This window comes from Mesorhizobium sp. M8A.F.Ca.ET.021.01.1.1 (genome assembly GCF_003998025.1).
Lineage (GTDB): Bacteria > Pseudomonadota > Alphaproteobacteria > Rhizobiales > Rhizobiaceae > Mesorhizobium.
This window is the reverse complement of record NZ_RZSJ01000675.1, coordinates 1-3,093: the sequence shown is the minus strand read 5'-3', so window position 1 is coordinate 3,093 and position 3,093 is coordinate 1. Positions and strand designations below refer to the sequence as shown.

The window sequence follows — 3,093 nt, the reverse complement described above, 5'->3', positions numbered from 1 at the left end:
GGTCTGCATGCGCCGCCCGGCGGTCTCTTCCGGGTAGTCGAGCGAGCGGATCAGGCTGCGCCGCTCGCTCGACTACCCGGAAGAGACCGCCGGGCGGCGCATGCAGACCGAGTTCGTCGCGGTGCCACCCTTCTGGACCATCGGCCAAACCATCGACTACATGCGCGAGGACAAGAACCTTCCCGAGCGCTTCAGCCAGATATTCGTCATCGATCCGACCTTCAAGCTGTTGGGCGCCATCGATCTCGACCAGATCCTGCGCACCAAGCGCGCGGTCAAGGTCGAGGAAGTCATGCATGAGACGCGGCACGCCATCCCGGCCACCATGGACCAGGAAGAGGCGGCGCGGGAATTCGAACAATACGATCTCTTGTCGGCGGCCGTGGTCGACGAGAACGAGCGGCTGGTCGGCGTGCTGACCATCGACGACGTCGTCGACGTCATTCAGCAGGAAGCGGAGGAAGACCTGCTGCGCATGGGCGGCGTCGGCGACGAAGAACTCTCCGACAGCATTCTGGCGACTTCGCGCTCGCGCGTTCCCTGGCTGCTCGTCAATCTCTTGACCGCATTTCTGGCGGCATCGGTGATCGGCCTGTTCGACCACACGATCGAGCGGATCGTGGCGCTCGCCGTGCTGATGCCGATCGTGGCCGGCATGGGCGGCAATGCCGGGTCGCAGACCATGACCGTCACCGTGCGGGCGCTGGCGACGAGGGATCTCGACATCTACAATGCCGGCCGCATCATCCGCCGCGAAATGGGCGTCGGCTTCATCAACGGCATCGTCTTCGCCATCCTGATCGGTATCGTCGCGGCGGCGTGGTTCCGCGATCCTAATCTGGGCGGCATCATCGCCGCGGCGATGATCATCAACATGTTCGTGGCGGCCCTTGCCGGCATCCTGATCCCGCTGCTGCTCGACCGGTTCAAGGTCGATCCCGCGGTCGCTTCGGCGGTCTTCGTCACCACGGTCACCGATGTCGTTGGATTCTTTGCCTTCCTCGGCCTCGCGAGCTGGTGGTTCGGTGTCCGGTAAGCGTCTCAATTGACTTTTACGTAAATGCCGTGCGAGGCTCGTACGGGGTGCCGCGTTCGATTCCGGCGGGCAAGGGTTTGGTTCGGGACAGATGGGCGACGCCGCACGGCGATCGCCCGGAATTCCGGCATGGAGTGACAATGCGGGAATATTATTCGATCACCGAACTGACCCGCGAATTCGACGTGTCGACGCGGACGCTGCGTTTCTACGAAGACGAGGGGCTGGTGCAGCCGGTGCGTCGCGGCCGCACCCGTCTGTTTCGCCCTTCCGATCGCCATCTCATCCGGCAGATCATGCGTGGAAAACGGCTCGGCTTCTCGATCAACGAGATCCGCGAGATCATCCAGATGTACAAGGAGCCGCCGGGCGAGGTCGGGCAACTCAAGCTGATGATCAAGCGCATCGAGGAAAAGCGCGAGGATCTCAGGCAGAAGCGCCGCGACCTCGAGGAGACGCTGGCCGAACTCGACCAGGCCGAAGAGTCCTGCGTCGAGCGGCTGGTCGAGCTCGGCGTCAATACCTGACCTGTGCGGTTGCTCCGATGCCTCGCCGCCAGGAACTGTGAAGGCTTGAACCGGCGGTCGATCACGTCATGTTCATCACTCTCGCTTGGCTGTTTGTCGCCGCTGTCACCGTCCACAATCTGGAGGAGGCGGTTTTCCTGCCTGCCTGGTCCGAGCAGGCGGGGCGCTGGCACCGTCCCCTCGCGGCCAACGAATTCCGGTTCGCGGTGTTCGTGCTGGTTGTTCTTGCTGGCGTTGCGGCTTTGCTCGCCACCGTGCAGGGACGGGAGAGTTTCGGCGCCTACGTCCTGTCGGGCTATGCGCTTGCGATGCTGCTCAACGTGGCTTTTCCACATCTCCTCGTCACAATGGTCACGCGCCGCTATATGCCGGGGACCGCGACCGCTCTCGCATTGAACCTGCCGGTCACCGCGGCTCTGCTGCATCAGGCATTTCGCGAGGGATATATTTCGGCGACCGGCTTCGCCTTGACGGCGCCCGCCATTGTCCTGGCCATCGTGCTTCTGCTCCCGGTGCTGTTTTATGTCGGCCGGAAACTGCTTCCGGACACGGCAGGCGCTCCAGGCAAGGCTTCTGACTGATCCCGCCGGACCTCAGATCCAGCGCCGCACGCGTTTGGCGTAGTCGCGGTATTTCTTGCCGAATTTCGCCGCCAACATCTTTTCCTCGCGCTCGATCGCGACCTTCTGGGTGACGAAGGCGGCGACGAAGGCAAGCAGGAAGAACCAGGCGATGCCCGAGACGAAGGCAACGCCGATCAGCATCAGTGTGTTGGCCAGGTACATCGGATTGCGGGTGACGCCGAAGGGACCGGTCGTGACGAGATGATCGGGCACGGCGTTGGGATTGAGCGTTGTCCTGGCCCGTATCATGGTGCGGATCGCGGTGAACCAGAGGACGGCGACAGCGAACAAAGCCACCCAACCGGCGGCGAACAGGATGTCGCCCAGCAGGTCGCCGATCCAGGGCAGGGGATAGAGCAGGCCGAGGATGATGCTGAGGGCGATTGCGGCGACGTAGATCACCGGCGGCCACGGTATCAGCCCAGGCTTCGGCTCCGTCATTGCGTCCCTCCCTCCGTCATCTTGTCCTCGGTCTTGGCGGTACACGTTGCGGCAAGATCGGACAGATGCGCCCTGAAGTCCGCAGTCTGGTCGTTGTTGTAGAGCCGATCAAGAGAGCCTTCACCGTCGAGAGTCTCGAGCATACAGCCGCAATAGCTCGAACAGAAGGTTGCGTTGCGCATCTGCTCGCACGAGCGCTGGCAGGTTTTCAGGAAATTGACCCGCGGGGGGTCGACCTGCGCGGGCATCACTTGCGAGAACAGCCAGACGCAACCGATCAGCAGCGGCTGGTGGATCAGGTAGAAGGCCAGGCTGTGGCGGCCGATGAAGACCAGAGGATTGGCCCAGCGGCCTGGCACGCGGCTCGCCAGACGTGCCCGTATACCGGAAGCGGAAGCGAGTTTCGCCGCCCCGAGGCCGAGAAGCACGGCCCCGAACCATGGAAACAGCGGCACATAGTCGTTGG

General features: G+C 63.1%; 4 protein-coding genes and 1 pseudogene. 3 read left to right on the top strand and 2 right to left on the bottom strand.

Going from position 1 to position 3,093, the window contains the following annotated elements; all coding sequences use genetic code 11:
• Positions 1–40: 40 nt before the first annotated feature.
• The 3 genes and pseudogenes from mgtE to EOA36_RS31980 all read left to right on the top strand — a co-directional run.
• A pseudogene (gene mgtE, locus EOA36_RS31990) lies at positions 41–1,036 on the top strand (magnesium transporter); the annotation flags it as partial.
• A gap of 140 nt (positions 1,037–1,176) precedes the next feature.
• Positions 1,177–1,563, top strand: coding sequence for a MerR family DNA-binding transcriptional regulator (locus EOA36_RS31985; protein ID WP_006203215.1), 387 nt, complete (start codon positions 1,177–1,179; stop codon positions 1,561–1,563).
• 68 nt (positions 1,564–1,631) lie between these two features.
• On the top strand, positions 1,632–2,144 hold the full coding sequence (locus tag EOA36_RS31980; RefSeq protein WP_127280836.1) for an HXXEE domain-containing protein: 513 nt from the start codon (positions 1,632–1,634) through the stop codon (positions 2,142–2,144).
• Between the two features lie 12 nt (positions 2,145–2,156).
• Here the strand turns inward: EOA36_RS31980 and EOA36_RS31975 are convergent, their stop codons facing one another.
• A complete protein-coding gene (locus EOA36_RS31975; protein ID WP_127280835.1) occupies positions 2,157–2,627 on the bottom strand; it encodes an isoprenylcysteine carboxylmethyltransferase family protein in 471 nt (156 codons plus the stop codon).
• Positions 2,624–3,093, bottom strand: a 470-nt coding sequence (locus EOA36_RS31970) for a heparan-alpha-glucosaminide N-acetyltransferase domain-containing protein (protein WP_127280834.1), incomplete at its 5' end; no start/stop codon positions are given. The genes EOA36_RS31975 and EOA36_RS31970, both read right to left, overlap by 4 nt.